The sequence below is a fragment of the Paenibacillus sp. FSL H7-0737 genome, from assembly GCF_000758545.1.
Classification (GTDB): domain Bacteria; phylum Bacillota; class Bacilli; order Paenibacillales; family Paenibacillaceae; genus Paenibacillus_AQ.
The window spans coordinates 2,984,404-3,001,446 of the sequence record NZ_CP009279.1 but is presented as its reverse complement, the minus strand read 5'-3'; the positions used below and the strand labels follow the sequence as shown (position 1 = coordinate 3,001,446).

Below are 17,043 nucleotides of genomic sequence, written 5' to 3'. Positions count from 1 at the left end.
TTAAGGGACGCACACATAGCCTGTTGTTCTAAACCTAAATCTTTATTATTCTCAAGATTAAATGGAAGGAAGGTTTCCTTTTAATTCAACAATCTTACCAGACTTATTGAGAACAAACTCAAGGGACGCATCCGTTACAGCAAAGCCAAGTACACATTGTATTGACATTTGATCTTCTTTTTGAATACTTTCAGTAGACTTTATCCCATGGTAAGTACCAGCTCGTGCAGTAAAATCAGCCCAATATTTCTGTAAACCCGTAGTGGAAAGCGAACGCTTCATTTCATCACTAAAGAATCGATTCTCTAACTCTTGAAATTGTCCAGTGCTCAGCAGTCCCGCTATCACACTTGCTGTAACCTCGGGCGCATAAACTTCCACTAGATTAGCTTCAGCATTATAAGAGGTTACCAGTCCAGCACTAGTGAAAAAAGAGAGCGGAACATATAAGTGTTCCTTCCTAAACACAACATTATCCTTAAAGTCTCTTTTCTCTTTATCATTAATGGTAATATAGTCGTTTCCTACTTTATATTCAATCTTTTGTTTGACTCCGCTTAATGTAATGGTGTCCGTACTTTTTTGATAAGTGGTTTGATATTTCAAGACGCTTGATGCCTCTCTAAGGGGTAGCATGACCGTAGAACCGTTTGGATACGCTGAATATTGATCTGATTTCAGAACCTGACCATTCAAAACCACCTTGACTTCACTAGCATCTGCCCAAGCCGTAGAAGAGGTAGTTCCTCCAAATCCATTTACCAATAACAGTACACTTAACACTACAACAACCGCGATTTTGTTCATCCGTTCGAAACCTCCCTTTTTTTGACTATTAGTATTATGTGCGTTTCCAGCATCTGCTAATCCTAATGGTAGTAAAGCTCAACAAAAAAAGTGAATCGCTTCTTACATGGACATTCAAGTTCTAGGTTATTCCACCTTGAAGTCAAAATATTGTTTAGGATAAGGTTCCTTGATCAGCGTAAAATGCCACCATTCTTTACTGTAAGGTTTAAATCCCTGTTTTACCATCGCCTCTTTGAGGATCGCCCGATTTGCTTTCTGAGTCTTGTTGATTAAGGACGTATCGTAATAGGAGATGTCTCCGAAAAAATCAAAAGGGCTTCCCATATCTACTTCAGCTCCCGTTTCTTTATTTACGATCGTTAAATCGACGGTGCTACCTCTGGAATGGCCTGATTTTTTAGCTATAAAACCAAGTTTAAATAGATTACGTTTATCCAGTCGCGGATAATATTGCTGTTTCATTTTAGTATCTACGGCATTCTGTGACCATCTTACAAAATGATTCACCGCCGTCTGCGGACGATAAGCATCATAAATTTTAAGAATATACCCTTTGTCCGCTAAATCCTCACTTACAGCCTTCAAAGCTGTTGCCGCTGTCCGCGAGAATATCGCTAAAGGCGCCTTGTAGCCATCAATCCGCTTCCCCACAAAATTATTATCTCCGTAATATCGAATCTCATATTGTGCCGTTGGAATCACTTCATCCAGATAGACAAAATCTTGCGGTAAATGGTTCTTCTTCTCCATATGCATTTGCTGCAGCACAGAGTCTGTTGAAGAGCCGACATAAGCAGCTTCTGCGCTACCCATAAACATAGTGTTTGTCCACAACAACAGCACAACTGCGAAAACTGGAATTCTTATTCCTTTTGATCCTAATCTCAATTAATCCAGCCTCTTCTCAGATGTTGTCTTGTCTTTACATACTCTAATAATTACGAGTTTACGGTTTCAACTAGAAATTTTTCTATTACAGGAGTGAATTTATTATTCGTGGAATTAAGTAATTGTAGTAGCTTTTCTAAAATCGAAAGAATTCTAGTATCAACTTTGCTATTTTTTAGTGCATTCTCATACGCCTTTTTTACTTCTGGTTTGATAACTTGCTCATCATAGTCATATGCAGGTGTATTACTTGTTCCATACAATAAGCGAGACGTTGCAATGAGAAGTTCTTTCTGAAGAGCGGTTGAACGGTTAGAAGCAGGATATTTCGTCACAAAATCCTCTATTGCAAGCGCTCTATTTGTTAACTCGGTCCAACTGATTACTATCGCTGCATCAGATACACTCGGTTGATTAGATTCGGTGGCCATGATGTCAATATATGCTGCGATGTCCTTCGTAATATACGGCTTAAAGATCTTAAATCCCTCATAATGCATCACCGGATAGTACATGCCCTCACTGGTCTCCAGCTTATATCCCTTATCCCGGCCTTCAATTAACACTTTGCGTACGTTGGCATCTTTGATCGTATTAAGGAGTGAGGTATAGGTTAGATTTTTGCTTTTGGAAAAAGCACTGTTTATCTCTTTCTGCATCTTGTCCGGAAAAACCTTTTCTGAGTATACAGATAAATGTGCCTTCTGTGCATTCTCGAGCTGAAGTGTCATCTGAGTCGCTGTCCAGGTATCCACTTCTTTGATATGGTTAATTAAATAATTACGTGCGTTAGCAAGAGATGTCGGCTTCTGTACATACTGCTGGAATTGATTATAAACGCCTGCAGATTCCGTTGCCGTTGCGGCAGATACTGGCTCTATACCCAAAGTACTGAATCCTGTCACTGAACCAAGGGCTATAGCAATACTTAACAAGCCGGATTTTTTCCAGTTCAATAGATGACCTCCCTTTTGCCATATATGTAATTGTACTTAATATTTAGACATACGGGAATAACCTGAAACTAATTGGTTCATAGTACCCATTCCAAACAATCCTCAAGGAACAAGTGATTTATGATTTCGATAAAGTTACCTGTATCAAAATAATATATATTGACACAATATATATCTAACCGATATATTATAAGCGTGATATACAAATATTTCTAAACAACAAGGAGGTTCTATTTTGAACAGTCAGGATGTTATTTTAGGCATGCTTATGAAAGAATCGAAGACTGGTTACGAAATAAAACAGTTATTGGAGGATGTATTCTCTAATTTCTATAGTTCTAGTTATGGAACGATTTATCCCACACTTGCTCGCATGGAAAAGGAGGGTTTGATAACTAAGGAAAATGTACAGCAGGCAGGTAAGCCTAATAAGAATCTTTTAAACATCACGGATAAAGGAAGAGATAGTTTTAACGCCTATTTACTAGCCCCACTAGAGGCTGACAGTATTAAGAAATCTGATTTTATGATGAGGCTATATTTTGGTGAATTTGTTGGGTATGACAAGGTGATTCTTTGGTTGAAGCAGGTACAGGAGGAATCACAACATAAGTTAGATCAGTTACTTGCGCAGTATTCACTTTATAAAGATGAAATGCATCCAGCGCAGATCATCTGTATCCAAATTGGCATTGAAGAATATAAAGCAAAACTCAAAATCATTGCCGAAGGGTTGTCAAACATGGAGCAGTTAGTGCTTACGAAGTAAGTTTTGTACGTACCAAGTGAAAATGTAACGCTCAGAAAACTTTTGGGAGGAATTGTTAATGAAAACAATTTTTATAACGGGTGCTTCTTCTGGCATTGGGAGAACTACAGCAAAACATTTTGCTGAAAGAGGATGGAACGTCGTAGCCACGATGCGTTCCCCTGAACAAGAAAGTGAACTTATTACACTTGATAATGTATTGGTTTTACAGCTTGATGTTGAGAAATCAGATACAATTCAACCTGCGTTAGCGGAAGCGATTAAGCGGTTCGGTAAAATTGACGTTCTTCTCAATAATGCTGGTTATGGAACAATGGGTCTTATTGAAGTAGCTACAGATGAGCAGATCAGAAGGCAGTTTGAAGTGAACGTGTTTGGTCTTATCAGTATGACTAAAGCCATATTGCCACATTTTAGATCTAATCAAGATGGTTTGCTAATCAATATCTCTTCTATGGGTGGAAAAGTAACCTTTCCTACAATGTCTCTGTATCATTCAACGAAATTTGCCGTTGAAGGTTTTTCTGAATCCGTATCTTATGAATTAGCATCACAGAACATTAAAGTTAAGTTAATTGAACCAGGTGCTATTCAGACGGACTTTGGTGGAAGATCGATGGAGTTCTTTTTTAATGATACATTAACGGATTATAAACCCTTTACTACTGCATTTTTGGGTAAATTGGGTGAGATGGAAAAACAACCTACCTATGCTTCGCCTCCAGAAATTGTTGCGGAAACAATATATCAAGCCGCCACAGATGGGACAAGTCAATTCCGGTACATTGTTGGAGAAGATGCAAAAATGCTCATTCATATGAAAGAAAATACAGATGATGCAGAGTATCTGACTAATATAGCCCAGCATTTTTCTTAAAAAGAAGTTAGGTGGCGGACGCTTCTCGGTATTCTACCGGGGAGAGGTCCCTCTTTCTTGTTATGATTAAAAAAATCCCCTCCGATTAACAGTGGTATGTTCATATGTACATGAACCTTCTCCACTATCTACCGTAAGGGGATTTTACAAGCTTAATGATTAATGCATTGGTGTATTCATTTTATGATTAACGACTACTCTTTTCACGAAGAACGCAAGAATTAGACCTACAATCGCCATACTCATTCCGAAAATAAATGCATTTTGTACACCTTGCGTGAATGCAGGCAACATATTAGCTGGATCGGCAGGATCGGCCACAGTCTTCAAATAACTCTTAGAACCTGCGGACATAATGCTGACAGCTAATGCAGTACCGATCGCACCAGCAACCTGCTGCAAAGTATTCATGATCGCTGTACCATCTGGATATAATTCTAACGGCAGCTGGTTAATTCCGTTGGTTTGTGCAGGCATAAATACCATCGACACACCAATCATAAGCGTACTGTGAAGTACGATTACGAATACAACCGTAGAAGCAACAGTAATACTGGAGAAGAACCACAAAGCAGTAGCTGCAATAATTAGACCCGGAATAACGAGCCATTTGGGACCGTATTTGTCGAACAGACGACCCATGATTGGGGACATCAATCCGTTAATAATCCCCCCTGGAAGTAGCAGCAAGCCTGCCTTGAACGCTGTATACCCTTGACCCTGTTGAAGATACATTGGAAGAATCAACATGGATGACAGGATAACCATCATACAAATAAATACCATAGCCACACCAATAGAGAACATTGGATATTTAAAAGCTCGCAGATTAATCATAGGCTGCTTCATCTTCATTTGGCGCAAACCAAACAATAAGAGTGATACCACACCTACTACGATAGCAATGATTACTTTTGGACTTCCCCAACCAGCTTCTTCACCGGCGCTACTGAAACCAAACACGATTCCACCAAACCCGATTGATGATAACACTATGGAGAGGATGTCGATCTTCGGCTTCGTAACCTTCGTTACATTCTGCATGAAGAGGATCCCGAATATCAATGCGATCACCAGGAATGGCAGTGACAGCCAGAAGATCCAGTGCCAGCTAAGGCTTTCAATTAGAAGACCGGCAATAGTAGGACCGATCGCTGGTGCTACCATGATAACCAATCCTATCATCCCCATCGCGGCACCACGTTTTTCAGGAGCAATGATAATAAGGATCGTATTGAACATAAGTGGTAAAAGAAGCGCTGTACCCATTGCTTGTACCACACGCGCTGTTAATAGGAACTCAAAACTAGGTGATACTGCAGCTAAAAACGTTCCAAGTATTGAAAAACATAAAGCAGCAACAAACAACTGTCTAGTCGAGAACCACTGAAGCAGCATACCCGAAATCGGTACTAGAATTCCCAGTGTAAGCAGATAAGCCGTCGTCAACCATTGTGCTGTTGCTGGAGTAATTTGAAGGACATTCATAAGATCACTTAAAGCTACATTCAGTGCGGTTTCACTGAACATTCCGATAAATCCTGCAAGTAGTAAAGAGACTAGAATCGGAATGGTTTTAAACTTCTTTACTTCCTTTTGTTGCTTTCCTTGCATAGTTGCTTCCACTCTTAATCCCCCTGATGTTCTTATCTATTGTCTATCTCTAACCAAGTATTGCTGGGATAATCTTCGCCGCCGCGAGAAGCGGCTGTTCATCCCGTAAAGTCAGCGTCTGAAGAAGCGCTCCTTCAAATAATGAGACTATTACTGAAGCCTTATCGGCTGCAGTGTTGCTCTCCACACCTTCTTCCAGAAGGCGTTTCTTGATCACATCCTGCAAGTCCATAAACACAGATTTACATGCAGTCCGCAGCTCCTCACTAATACAAGAGGTCTCCGCCGCTAACCAAAAACTAAATGGAACAATCCCCTCAAATGAAGATTCCACTGCATCCATAGCCATGCCTAGAATAAAATCCTCCATTGCTTCAGCTGCACTATTGCTGCTCTCCATATGACAGTTCAGTTTCTGAGCGACTGTTAGACTAGTCCGGTTAATGCATGTTAAAGCCAGCTCTTCTTTACCGTGGGGGAAGTAATAATAAAGAGATCCCTTCGGTGAATCGCTGTCTTTAATAATCTGATTTAGTCCTGTTGCATGATATCCCTGAGAAAAAAATAATTTCGAAGCGGTGTCCAGAATCGCCTCACGCGTATTCGGCTTGTTCGACAAGCTGACACTTCCTTTGCATTATAACAATTGGTCTACATAATAAAACCATATTTTTAAGAGATATGTCAACATATAAATTACTTAAATTCAAAGTAATCTACTTCCCATTCCATCAACCTCAGCGTATACTATAATTATTCCAATAAGAAAGGTGTGAATAAAATGCAAGTCGTGCCCAAAGGAATTCCACGACCATTAGTAAAGACTAATCAGGCGTTTATCGTCATTTCTGTAATATTGACATGGCTAACAGGACAGCACTGGATTCTTGCGCTGCCCTTGTTTGCCGGATTGCTCGGACTCTTGTTCGGCTATAATCCCATTATTAAACTGGCTGCTAAGTTTCTGACAAAAGAACGTTCGCACTATGTACTCGAAGACTGGTCACAGCAACAGTTTAACCAAACGATTGCTGTCTTCTGCCTCACAGGTGGTCTGATCAGCTTCATCGCGGGGTGGACGATTGCTGCCTATATTTTCACAGCGCTAGTTGCAGTGGCAGCCACTGTTGCGATACTTGGATTTTGCATCGGATGTTTTATCCATTATCAGTGGAGAATGTACAATTACAGACGTAAACAGAGCAGCACACATTAAATCTTAATCTTTCTCTTCTCCAACAACATCCCAGCGATGGCGAAATTTTAGTAGCCTTGGATGAAGTGATGAAGGTGCAGATGGCAGCAATAAGCGGATCTTTACAATCCATTCTTCAAAAGAGGAGTAAGACGCAAACTGATTCGCCACCTCAGGTGTTAAATACAAAAAAATCGGCGAAGGATAGATTTCTGCAAGATGTCTAAGCGCAGAATCAAGCGGAGTATATTTCTTTCGCTTTCCCTCCAAACTCTCTACCGTGATGAAGCTAAGTCCTTGCTCCCTCTTCCATTCATGCAGCCGGTCCTCACGCTTATAATAAGCGCTCACCGGCTCTTTGGTCATCCGTCTCACCGTTTCTTCATGAAGCGGATATAGCACTAGCTTAGTGAAACGCCGATCGGTGGCCGTTTTTGCCGCGATTACAAGCTCCTGATCTGTTATATGTTCAAAAGAATCGTAAAACACTAACGTCCCTTTACGTTGTTCAACCGGTGGCTCATAGCCGTAGGGAACATGCTGAATGTCTCTTTTCATTGAAATCCCTCCTGCTTGTTCTATTTATAAATCATATCATGTGACAATAGCAGGGCTATCATTCTTATCTTACAGCTTAAGCAGTTCTCATTTCCCACCTACCTCAAACAATTCCTGCTCTATCCCAAGCTAATTTAAATTCCGCCACACTCTGATACCGCTGCTCACGCTCCAGGCTAACCGCCCGTAAAGCAACCTCGTAGTGAGCTTCGCTCGCTTCCCATTTTGCAAACGACCGGTCGGAGGCTCCTCCTAAAAGAACAAATGAAGTTGCGCCCATATTGAATACATTGGTAACTTCATCAATCGGTGCACCCAAGATAAACTCTTCCGGTGACTTGAATCTCGATGAGCCCCAGAAGTTCTCTCCCAGGTCATTTACAGTTGGCTTAGCTCTATAAAAATCAATATCACAAATCCTTGTTTCATCGTTCGCGAAATTATAAAGAATACTTCCATCGTAAAAATCGACAGCGACATACCCCTGCAACTCAACATGTTCATGAAATGCAAAGATTACGTCTAAGGACGCTAAACGTTTTTCAATAGATAGTTGCTTATAGCGGTAAAAAGGCGATTCCGGATGGTTCAACTTAGCTTCTCCCGCAAACAGCCAATGCGAATGCAAACATTCACCTTCAAACCATTCAAACACTGCTGCATATCCCACTCCAACTTCAAAATGTGACACCAGATAGATCAGCACTTCAGATTCAAGCTCTTTATATACCGGAATAGCTTTAATCAAATTATCAACAGCATCCGAGGGGTTTCCATTGTAAGTCAAAGGCTTTGCACCAGCAAATTTCACAAAATACCTCTGACCTTCCTTCTCCACACCAAAAGAAAGATTGCCCGAATCCTGCTGATCGAACACTTTGAACACCCTGCCAAGTTTAGATAACCAAGCAAAATCACAAGGCTCTTGCAATTGAAAAGTTACTGCATCGATTTCGTATGTAAAATATTTTTCGCTCAAATGTACCTCCACATTTACTAACCTAAGTTAGCTCTATTTTCATAAAGATTCCGGCGATGATTGTTTCATGAGGACCTGTTCTTTTGACAATTTCATACGGCTTAAACCCTAACCTGGAGTATAATAACATCCCTTTAGTATTCACATTATGACAAACTAGATGTAACTCTTGAAGCTGTAAGTCCTCTTTAGCAGCAGCAAGCATGGTACGAATCAAATACTCCGCGGCTCCCTTACCTCTATAATCGGTTGAAACAATAACATTTCCTAGCCAGTACAAATCTTGTTCTTGTCATATTGCGGCATAATCCGTAGATGCGGCTTTTCGATAACTGTACGTCATTCCGTTTCCTACCTTCTTAACTTTAATCATTATCTTGCTCGATATTTAAGCACTAGAATAATAACCAGCAACACAACACATAAGGACATCGTATTCGTAATCAAAAAAGCTAAACCTACTCCCGTAACCGCCAAACTTATCGCGTATGCTTCCATTAGACTAATCCCGAGCAGCATAAGTAAATACGACTTCAAATTTAAATCGACTACGGATTTTGATTTAAGGATTTGAATAATTTGAGGAATCCATCCCAAAGACAGGATCACCCCACCTATTAATTGCATGATTGCAAACATATGAGCACCTCCACGGATTTTATTACTGTTGTATTCCGGGCGGCTCCATCTGGTTCCAGTTCATACTAATTTAACAATTATTTTTAGCTACTCTGCTTCTTTAAGCTTACTATATGCATAAGAGGCCGCACCAATAGTTCCGGCCCGACTTCCCAGCGAAGCTTGAACAATTTCACACTTACTGCCAGATAGCTTCAACGCATGCTGACTTACAGTTTCTCTTACAGGTTGGAGCAACTTATCACCCGCTGCCGCCATCCCCCCACCTACAATAATAAGATCAGGGTTGAGCATATTCACTACATTCGCTAATCCAAAGCCAAGTATAGTCCCTGTCTCCTGCATGACCTCCATAGAGAGATCGTCTCCGAGTTCGTAGGCTTCAGATATCATTAGCGCGGTAATTTGCTCTTCTTGATTATTTGCCCAGGTCTGAATCATGCTGGTTCGGCCTTCCTTCAGCTTCTCTTTAAAAGTGTTCACCATGCCAAGCGCGGAGACATATCGTCCCAAGCAGCCCGAGCTCCCACATTTACAAGGTCGTCCGTTCCTGTACATATTCATGTGCCCAATTTCACCAGCGCTATAAGACGTGCCGTAGATTACTTTCCCGTTATTCACAATACCCGATCCTAAACCCGTTCCCAAAGTAATCAGAACTAGATTGTTATAACCTCTGCCTGCACCTTGCTGCCATTCTCCATACAGATTAACCCTCACATCGTTATCAATGAAAATAGGGAAATCATAAAACTGCTTCATCTCGTCAACAACATATACTTGCTCCCACCCCGGAAAATTAGGCGAGAAAAAAGAAATGCCCGCTACCGGATCAAGTAATCCGGGCACTCCGATTCCCATACCTTCTACTAAATCTAACGAAATATCCGCTTCAACCGTAATCAAACGTACAGCTTCTCTAATCCGTTCCAGCACATGTAACGGGCCTTTGGCTGCCTCTGTAGGTGTAGATATTTCTTTTACAGCTATAAAATCGAAATCGTAAATTCCTGCTTTAATATTCGTTCCACCGAGATCAATTCCTATAATGTAGCGTTTCATAAGAACCTCCAGAATTAGAAATAACTTCACCTTTTATTATGAATGTCTGAAGGCTGAAACTATAGAGGGAACATACAAGTTATATGATAAAGTTCCAACATTTCTATTACAAATGACTACTACTAACTGTCGCTTCTGCTTCGGCTAACATCAGTCTGTTCACACCCATCTTAATCTGATTCTCGGTAAGATTAGAATAGCCTAGTAGAAACACAGGTCCCTTAGGTTTACTCTCCAGAAAATAAGAAGATGCAGGATATACACGAACTCCGTAATGGAGCGCCACTTCAGCTATACGATTCTCTTCGGCATCCGACTCCAGCTCAATCAGTAAGTGCAGCCCCGCTTCCTCGCCATAATATCGCACACGACTCCCAAATTCAGTATTCAAGCTATTTACGAGACAGGCTCTACGTGAGGCATACAGCTTACCCATCTGTGTAATATGCCTTGCATAGTGACCATTCTGTATAAATTCAGCTAACGCTTCCTGATCCAAAGCAGAAGACATGCGATCTGTAATCCATTTAACGGCCAAAAAAGGTTGAAGCAAAGCCGGAGGCAATACAACATAACCTATCCGCAGAGAAGGAAATAATACTTTACTAAAGCTGCCTACATAAATGACTCGACCTTCAACATCTAGACCAGCAAGCGCAGATAATTTCGGACCCTCGTACCTATATTCACTGTCATAATCGTCTTCAATAATAAAAGCATGATTAGCTTTCGCCCAATCCAACAGCTGAACTCTTCGTTTCAAGGACAGTGTCGTCCCAAAAGGGAACTGGTGAGAAGGCGTAACATAGACTAGCTTTGGCGATTTTTTAAGATTACCTTCTTTATCGTTATCACTGTTTGTCTGGATCTCTTCCACACAGATGCCATCTTGATCTACTTTAACAGGTATGACCTCTACCCCAGCAAAAGAAAATATTTCACGCACAACGCTATGTGATGGATCTTCAACAATGACTTGATCACCTTTAAATAAGAAAATCCTCGATAAAATATCAAGAGCTTGCGTAGCTCCAGAAGTAATCACGATTTGTTCTGGAACAACGGGCATAGACCGCGTGGAACGTAATAAACGAGCAATTTCTCTGCGTAGTCCCAGTGAACCCTCCGCAGGGCCATAGCCTAAAGTATCCGGTGAAGCGCGGCGGCAAGCATTCATTAGAGCTTTTTGCCATTGATCCATAGGAAACGCATCCCAAGCAGGTACACCATGTCGAAAATCGCAAAATACCGGGTTCAAATGATCAACTTCTCTAGTAGCAGGAGGATTAAGCGTAAGGATATCAGGTCCCTTCGTTATAAAATTGTAAGGGCTCTCATAATCTTTTGTAATTTTCTCCTCTAACGTCAACTCCGCAATAAACGTTCCCGCCCCTTTTCTCATCTCCAGATACCCTTCTGCCTGTAGTAGCTCATAGGATTGAAGGACCACGCTTCTGGATACTCCAAGCTGATTGGCCAAAGTTCTAGACGGAGGCAGGGGGTCCCCCCCGCTTAAAGCTCCTGAATGGATAGCATTTCGAACTTGCTCGTAAATTTGACGGCTAAATGGTATCTGTCGTTCTTTATCGAGTGTGATCAGCAAATCATGCTTCATAAGAGGTCCTCCCCTTCTTTTCCGACTTTTGATTTAAAAATATAGGGTTAGCATTTTTACGAGTATTGCTGCGGAAACAGAGCCTAGAATCACGAAGAGCAGCGGAATTTTTCTAATTAATACCAGTATAACAGCGACAGTCCCTGATGCGATACCCACAAGATTAACATCTGGGTCTACCTGAATGATTCCAGGTACCGTTAACGCACTAAGTACCGCTATGGGCAAATACTCCAGTAGCGCTTGGACTTTGGAAGAACCATTCGTATGGTTCGTAAGCAGTAAAGGCACAAAACGAAATAAAAATGTAATAACAGCCATACCTATGATGATTAATATAGTCATATGGATACCCCCTTCTCCGCTTTGACTTGCCCTTTAATTAAGGAACCCACTGCCATGCCGATCAACATAGCTATAAGAATCGATGAGTTTCCCAGCAAAGGGTTCAGTAGCCAAGATGATCCTGCAGCTGATATACATATAGCCATATTCCGTAAGCTGCCTTTCAATTGAGGTACAACAAGTGCAATTAGTAAGGCATATAATGACGTGTTTAGCGCCGGTAGATATAAAGCTGGGATATAGGAGGCAAGGGTGATCCCCGAAGCTGTTGCTATCAGGTTAGCGACATAGGGAGGAATTTGTAGGCCTAGCAGATAAGGAAGTCCTAAGGGCTGGTTCATTTTTTCATTCTCCGTTTTACGATTTACTCCTTCTCGAGGGATCATACTAACGGCATATACCTCTTCTGTTAAACTGAATCCAATCCAAGTTCTCGCTAGTACACTGATGTTACGATTTAACTGCCCTCCAAAGGATAAGCTGATAAACAAATATCTTAAGTTAATGATCAGAGTAAGCAGTAAAATCACTGGAGCGGCTGCTCCTGCGGCAAGCATTTTTACACCGATAAATTGACTAGCCCCCGCAAATACGAGCGCTGACAATAAGAATACTTCCAGACTTTCTAGACCTAACCCCTTACCGACCAATCCAAACGTAAAGCAAGCTGGGATAAATCCTGCAACAATTGCGATAGAATCTTTTAGCCCTGTTCTAAACATTACTTTTTGATCATTCATAAGCTTCTCTCCCTTATCGTTGTTACTAGAGAGAGCATACTTGGATACAGTTCCAGTGGAAATAACCACATTGGTGCGTATGTACCATACCAATTTCTTTTCTCACAAAAAAAGACCGCCCTCTAGAGAGCGATCTTAAATGTAGGTTTAAACCTCCAGTGGACTTTCAACAATCTCGTTGATTTCCTCTAAAATCTGCGATTTAATCTGGTCTACACGATCAAAATTCAGGGTAGAAGTATAGATTTGCTTTAATGCAACTAGGAATACTTTTGCGTCTGTAAGATGTTGTGTGGATTGCTTCATGGTACTCGAATATCGCTCTTTAATGCCGGCAATAGCTTCGGAATATTCTTCATCTGTACCAGGCAGTATACAGCGGGAATACATATCGACGATCTCGTCGGTTGCCTGATCTGGGTAGTACTCGTGTGGAGCCGTACTATCAAAAATAGCAAAGCCAAGCTCACGCACAATAATCATATCAAGGCTATTTGGATCGAAGCCACAGTGGTAAATTTCAACATCGAAACCACGTTTGATGCCTTCAGCCGCTATTTTCTTCAACAATGTAGATTTTCCGGAGCCCGCACGTCCTTTAACCAGATATCTTTTTAGTCCTGAGGTTAGATTAGGAACAAAATCCACGGCCCCCTTAGGCGTCGCCGCACCTAAAAAACGATGATCTACCCGGCTGGATTTATCAGATTTCTGATCACCATACAAAAGCTTAATATACTCCTGTGTCAGCTCATCAGCTGCTTGAAAATCCATTTTCGCGATATAAATTGCTTCCCATTCGTCATGAATGCGAAGAGCTTCAGCAAAGCCAGCATAAGCCAATTCATGTTCTTGTTTAATGGCTCCGACTAAATTATCGATTTCCAACTTCTGCTGACACAACTGGAACTGATCAGCGGCCTGCTCCAAATCTACGAATACGATGGACTCTTCAGGCAGTTCAGGGTTTATTACTCGCGGAGCTGTTCCATCCACAATTCCTATATTTAATTTGGGAATAATCACACCGTCGAATGAATCGTTATCTGATGCAGTGTGGATGAACCAGATCTCATAACCTTGTTGATTCAACTGCTCTCCAATTTCTCTAATCAGTTTGGTCTGCCCCGTACCTGGGCCTCCTTTTAAAACATATAGACGCGTTAAACTTTGCAATGACGACTCATAGAGGCTGTAAAAGCCGTGAGCCGTATTCCCGCCAGCAAAGAAATTGAGGATTGTTCCGTTCATAATCGCACACCTTTCCGGGCTAATGTCATGGTTCATATTTCATCGTATTATGGTTCCCTGGGAAAGGTGACACTTTAAGTGAGATGTGGTCTTACTTCATAAAATGATCCATAAATCTCTTAATGACTGGAACATCAGGAGGTGATAACTCGCTAGGCAATTCTCCATAATTAAAAAAACGGACTTCTTGCACTTCAATTCCATCTTCTTTAAGCGCACCGTCAAATTCTGTACATAGATAAGCGGCTACAACATTATATACTTCATCACCGTTTGGATATTTGTAATAAAGCTCTTGTCCAGAAAACATGTCGAACAATTCAAGTCCTCTGGCTTGTAAACCTGTCTCCTCAAAAAGTTCCCTTTTAGCAACCTCTTCCAAAGTCTCCCCAAGCTCCATCGAGCCACCTGGCAACCCCCAGCAACCGTTGTCCGTTCTACGTTGTAATAGTAATTGCTGCTCGCTACACAACAAAACACAGGCTCCTGCCATAATAAGCGGCCTGGTACCTACTAGTTTTCTTAGCTCCATAATATAATTGCTCATTACACAGCATCCTTTTCCTTAATGGCTTGTTTTTTTGTTCATCCCCAAATATAATCACAGGAACCATACCACAATATTACATTTATAACATTCGAAAGCAAATAAAAAAAGCTACCTCATGGTAGCTCTATAAATCCTGATTACTAGATAATCATTTCGTTTTTGGAACATGAAAACCATTGTTTTGCGCGTAATTTTCAATACTCCAGATGCCGATTCCCTGCTCTCTTGCTTTATCCTGAATAACTCTAAATTGATCAACGTATTTCGTATTAGGTGCAAATACATATGCCACACGTGCATAACCCTGCTCTAGCAGAAGCTCATTAAACATTTTGCCATCGATATAGAGATAACAGAGTAGACGACCATATTTATCTCGTTCTGATACATCTAGTTCAATTTGCACATCTTTATTGGTAAGCATCTTTTTGGCATAATCAGAGGCTTCTATCGAAAATGGCTGTGGCTCAGGAATGTTCGGATTAACGGATTCAGGGGTATCGACTAGTAGCAAGCGTACTGTTTCTTTTTTACCGTCGATAGTCAGCTTCATGGTGTCACCATCAACTACCCGTGTTACCTTAGCATCTAATAAACGTCTGTTATCCTCTTGTGTATTCTTTGCCGTAGCATCAGATTTAGGGCTAGGACTTGTTGTTATAGATGGAGCTTGATCTGGAGTAGACTGCTCGGCGAAAGTGCAAGCGGTAGCTGTTCCGAGTATGAGGGTGATGGCTAAGCAGATTTTTAATAGATACGTTTTACTCATGGTTAAACCTCTTTCTTATACATATGTAATAGCTTCATGGGGTCTAATTAAAATAAATCAAAATAGTAAAAAACACAAGTTTGTAATATTTAATATAGAAAACAACGACAGCTATGTACCAGAAAAATAAGATACATGGCTGTCGCCGTTTTAATAAATTCATAATCTCCGTTAATCACCCAGTTTAGCTTCTGCTACGTTTAAGTTGGAAATTTTTATTTTGATTATGATCGATAAGAAAGCAAGCAGGGAAAACATAATTCCGATCCAGATGAGCTGATGTATTCCTGCATGAGAAATAAACCAACCACCGATAGCAGTCCCTATAGTAATTCCAAGATTGGAGAATGAAATAAACAAGCTGTTACCGAATTCGGGAGCTTCTTTCGCCTCGGTCGTTAACCATGCTTGACTGACAATGAGTCCGCCGGAATGCACTGCCCCCCAAATGATTATGATAATAACCATCGGAATGAAATAAGATCCTAGATAATAAACGAAGAGGTAAGTTACCGCATATAGCAGAGGAAACATGATGACGGTCTTTGAAATGCTTTTATGCAAAAGGCCCCCAAATAAAAAATTCCCAAAAATCATGACTATACCAAAGGCCATCAACATGATACTAATCCATGATCCATTCATATGTGTTACTTGTCCAAGATACTCAGCGAAGTAACTATATACAGAAAACATAGCTGCAAAAATAAAAATAACAGTCACAATATTTAACCATAATAGGGGTTTGCGTAGTATACCAAGCTGCTTGCCATAAGACATTTTTTCTTTAACAGGCATGGAAGGAAGCCAAGCGAGTATCCCTAAAAAGGCAATTATACTTACAACAGCACCAAACAGGAAAGCAACTTCTAATGATATTTTGTCCGCAAGATAAGAAGTCAAAGGCACACCAAAAGCAAACCCGACTGTGATTCCGGCGAAAACCTTTGTAACTGCTTTAGTACTCTTTTCTGGTGGGACAAGTTGAGCAGCGGTCACAAGAGCAACTGAAAAAAAGACAGGATGAAAAATAGCAGGGATAATACGAAAAATCAGCATTACTTCAAACATAGTTGTATAAGCGTACACAACATTTGAAATTGCAAAAATAAGTACAGCCGTTAATAGAATAACTTTACGATTAATACCAGAAGCCAGTAATGTTAGAAATGGACCAGAAATGGCAACGACTAAAGCAAATATACTTACAAGCCATCCAGTCTGTGAAGTCGATATATTAAATTTTTGAGTTATCTGCGGAAGAACACCTATAATCCCCATTTCCGTAGTGATAATACCAAATACACCTAAAGCCAAAATAATAATAAGCAACGGGTTAATCTTTTTCATTTTTAAAATAATCCTCCATTTATATTTACATATACAGAATTGTAGATATGTATTATCAAAAAAAAGTCTTCCCTCC

General features: G+C 40.7%; 20 protein-coding genes. 3 read left to right on the top strand and 17 right to left on the bottom strand.

Features of this window, described 5'->3' with window-relative positions; translation table 11 throughout:
- Positions 1-57: 57 nt before the first annotated feature.
- From H70737_RS12985 to H70737_RS29785, 3 genes are all read right to left on the bottom strand, one after another.
- Positions 58-807: a stalk domain-containing protein gene (locus H70737_RS12985; protein WP_042187807.1), complete on the bottom strand. Its 750-nt coding sequence runs from the start codon at positions 805-807 to the stop codon at positions 58-60.
- Positions 808-933: 126 nt separating this feature from the next.
- Positions 934-1,698 carry a M15 family metallopeptidase gene (locus H70737_RS12980; protein WP_197071288.1) on the bottom strand — a complete coding sequence of 255 codons (765 nt, stop codon included), beginning with the start codon at positions 1,696-1,698 and terminating at the stop codon, positions 934-936.
- A gap of 50 nt (positions 1,699-1,748) precedes the next feature.
- The gene (locus tag H70737_RS29785; RefSeq protein ID WP_052404271.1) at positions 1,749-2,654 is read right to left on the bottom strand and encodes a hypothetical protein; all 906 of its coding nucleotides are present in this window, start codon (positions 2,652-2,654) and stop codon (positions 1,749-1,751) included.
- Positions 2,655-2,889: 235 nt separating this feature from the next.
- Here H70737_RS29785 and H70737_RS12970 point away from each other — a divergent pair, with 235 nt between their 5' ends.
- Positions 2,890-3,423, top strand: a complete 534-nt coding sequence (locus H70737_RS12970; protein ID WP_052404270.1) for a PadR family transcriptional regulator — start codon at positions 2,890-2,892, stop codon at positions 3,421-3,423.
- A gap of 58 nt (positions 3,424-3,481) precedes the next feature.
- Positions 3,482-4,300: an SDR family oxidoreductase gene (locus tag H70737_RS12965; protein WP_042187805.1), complete on the top strand. Its 819-nt coding sequence runs from the start codon at positions 3,482-3,484 to the stop codon at positions 4,298-4,300.
- Between the two features lie 159 nt (positions 4,301-4,459).
- On the opposite strand, the gene H70737_RS12960 is transcribed toward H70737_RS12965, so the two are convergent.
- Positions 4,460-5,914 carry a DHA2 family efflux MFS transporter permease subunit gene (locus H70737_RS12960; RefSeq protein ID WP_042193817.1) on the bottom strand — a complete coding sequence of 485 codons (1,455 nt, stop codon included), beginning with the start codon at positions 5,912-5,914 and terminating at the stop codon, positions 4,460-4,462.
- Between the two features lie 49 nt (positions 5,915-5,963).
- Positions 5,964-6,533: a TetR/AcrR family transcriptional regulator gene (locus tag H70737_RS12955; protein ID WP_042187803.1), complete on the bottom strand. Its 570-nt coding sequence runs from the start codon at positions 6,531-6,533 to the stop codon at positions 5,964-5,966.
- A gap of 162 nt (positions 6,534-6,695) precedes the next feature.
- Between H70737_RS12955 and H70737_RS12950 the strand changes: the two genes are divergently transcribed.
- The gene (locus tag H70737_RS12950; RefSeq protein WP_042187801.1) at positions 6,696-7,130 is read left to right on the top strand and encodes a DUF4395 domain-containing protein; all 435 of its coding nucleotides are present in this window, start codon (positions 6,696-6,698) and stop codon (positions 7,128-7,130) included.
- Between the two features lie 3 nt (positions 7,131-7,133).
- Here H70737_RS12950 and H70737_RS12945 read toward each other — a convergent pair whose 3' ends face one another.
- From H70737_RS12945 to H70737_RS12890, 12 genes are all read right to left on the bottom strand, one after another.
- On the bottom strand, positions 7,134-7,667 hold the full coding sequence (locus H70737_RS12945; protein WP_042187799.1) for a hypothetical protein: 534 nt from the start codon (positions 7,665-7,667) through the stop codon (positions 7,134-7,136).
- Between the two features lie 103 nt (positions 7,668-7,770).
- Positions 7,771-8,646, bottom strand: a complete 876-nt coding sequence (locus tag H70737_RS12940; RefSeq protein ID WP_042187797.1) for a hypothetical protein — start codon at positions 8,644-8,646, stop codon at positions 7,771-7,773.
- A 22-nt stretch (positions 8,647-8,668) separates the two neighbouring features.
- The gene (locus H70737_RS12935; protein WP_081951111.1) at positions 8,669-8,926 is read right to left on the bottom strand and encodes a GNAT family N-acetyltransferase; all 258 of its coding nucleotides are present in this window, start codon (positions 8,924-8,926) and stop codon (positions 8,669-8,671) included.
- A gap of 92 nt (positions 8,927-9,018) precedes the next feature.
- The gene (locus H70737_RS12930; protein WP_042187794.1) at positions 9,019-9,285 is read right to left on the bottom strand and encodes a PQ-loop domain-containing transporter; all 267 of its coding nucleotides are present in this window, start codon (positions 9,283-9,285) and stop codon (positions 9,019-9,021) included.
- A gap of 87 nt (positions 9,286-9,372) precedes the next feature.
- Positions 9,373-10,347 (bottom strand): ROK family protein, encoded by a 975-nt coding sequence (locus H70737_RS12925; protein ID WP_042187792.1) that lies wholly within the window; start codon positions 10,345-10,347, stop codon positions 9,373-9,375.
- 106 nt (positions 10,348-10,453) lie between these two features.
- Complete coding sequence (gene pdxR / locus H70737_RS12920) at positions 10,454-11,962, bottom strand: MocR-like pyridoxine biosynthesis transcription factor PdxR (RefSeq protein WP_042187790.1); 1,509 nt, start codon at positions 11,960-11,962, stop codon at positions 10,454-10,456.
- Between the two features lie 33 nt (positions 11,963-11,995).
- On the bottom strand, positions 11,996-12,307 hold the full coding sequence (locus H70737_RS12915) for an AzlD domain-containing protein (protein WP_042187788.1): 312 nt from the start codon (positions 12,305-12,307) through the stop codon (positions 11,996-11,998).
- Positions 12,304-13,047: an AzlC family ABC transporter permease gene (locus H70737_RS12910; RefSeq protein ID WP_042187786.1), complete on the bottom strand. Its 744-nt coding sequence runs from the start codon at positions 13,045-13,047 to the stop codon at positions 12,304-12,306. Before H70737_RS12910 ends, H70737_RS12915 begins: the two co-directional genes overlap by 4 nt.
- A gap of 147 nt (positions 13,048-13,194) precedes the next feature.
- The gene (locus H70737_RS12905; RefSeq protein ID WP_042187784.1) at positions 13,195-14,298 is read right to left on the bottom strand and encodes a PRK06851 family protein; all 1,104 of its coding nucleotides are present in this window, start codon (positions 14,296-14,298) and stop codon (positions 13,195-13,197) included.
- A gap of 91 nt (positions 14,299-14,389) precedes the next feature.
- Positions 14,390-14,845 (bottom strand): NUDIX hydrolase, encoded by a 456-nt coding sequence (locus tag H70737_RS12900; RefSeq protein WP_042187782.1) that lies wholly within the window; start codon positions 14,843-14,845, stop codon positions 14,390-14,392.
- A gap of 151 nt (positions 14,846-14,996) precedes the next feature.
- Positions 14,997-15,617 (bottom strand): thermonuclease family protein, encoded by a 621-nt coding sequence (locus tag H70737_RS12895; RefSeq protein ID WP_052404268.1) that lies wholly within the window; start codon positions 15,615-15,617, stop codon positions 14,997-14,999.
- 171 nt (positions 15,618-15,788) lie between these two features.
- The gene (locus H70737_RS12890; RefSeq protein ID WP_042187780.1) at positions 15,789-16,967 is read right to left on the bottom strand and encodes an MFS transporter; all 1,179 of its coding nucleotides are present in this window, start codon (positions 16,965-16,967) and stop codon (positions 15,789-15,791) included.
- Between the last annotated feature and the right edge of the window lie 76 nt (positions 16,968-17,043).